The sequence below is a fragment of the Klebsiella sp. K47 genome (genome assembly GCF_051858335.1).
In the GTDB taxonomy this organism is placed as follows: Bacteria; Pseudomonadota; Gammaproteobacteria; order Enterobacterales; family Enterobacteriaceae; genus Klebsiella; species Klebsiella pneumoniae.
The window spans coordinates 1-410 of sequence record NZ_JBPYUI010000092.1; the positions used below are offsets into that span (position 1 = coordinate 1).

The following is a 410-nucleotide window of genomic DNA, read 5'->3' on the forward strand; positions in this document are numbered from 1 at the left end:
ATGGTGACCCGGTGCCGTAATCGTCCTGCCTGCATAATTCCCCCGCTTAAATACCATAAATTTTGTAAGGCTGGAGAAGTGACTCGACAGTAAACGGAATATCTGTAGCAGCCTGACCGACAGAGACCGTTTCACGGTTTTCGTACCAGTGACCGATAAGCAGTAGCATCGCTGCTTTCACATCATCGCCAGGGAGAATTGAATCAGGATCATCTGCATACCCCTCGCTGGTTTCGGACTCATACATTTTGCGACGAGTCCATGTTTCGACATAACGAGAAGCAGCTCCGATGTAGAGGGTTAATAGTGAGTCGTCATCGGTAAAGTCAGGCTCAATGCGACAGTGCTTTTTAACCACTTCAAGTTCTAACATTATTTTTTAGCCTTCTTCTCTGGCACAGTTTCCGGCT

General features: G+C 47.1%; 1 protein-coding gene. It reads right to left on the reverse strand.

Annotated elements, in window-relative coordinates:
* Positions 1 to 46: 46 nt before the first annotated feature.
* Positions 47 to 373, reverse strand: coding sequence for a head-tail connector protein (locus tag RRF55_RS27205; protein WP_004177149.1), 327 nt, complete (start codon positions 371 to 373; stop codon positions 47 to 49).
* Between the last annotated feature and the right edge of the window lie 37 nt (positions 374 to 410).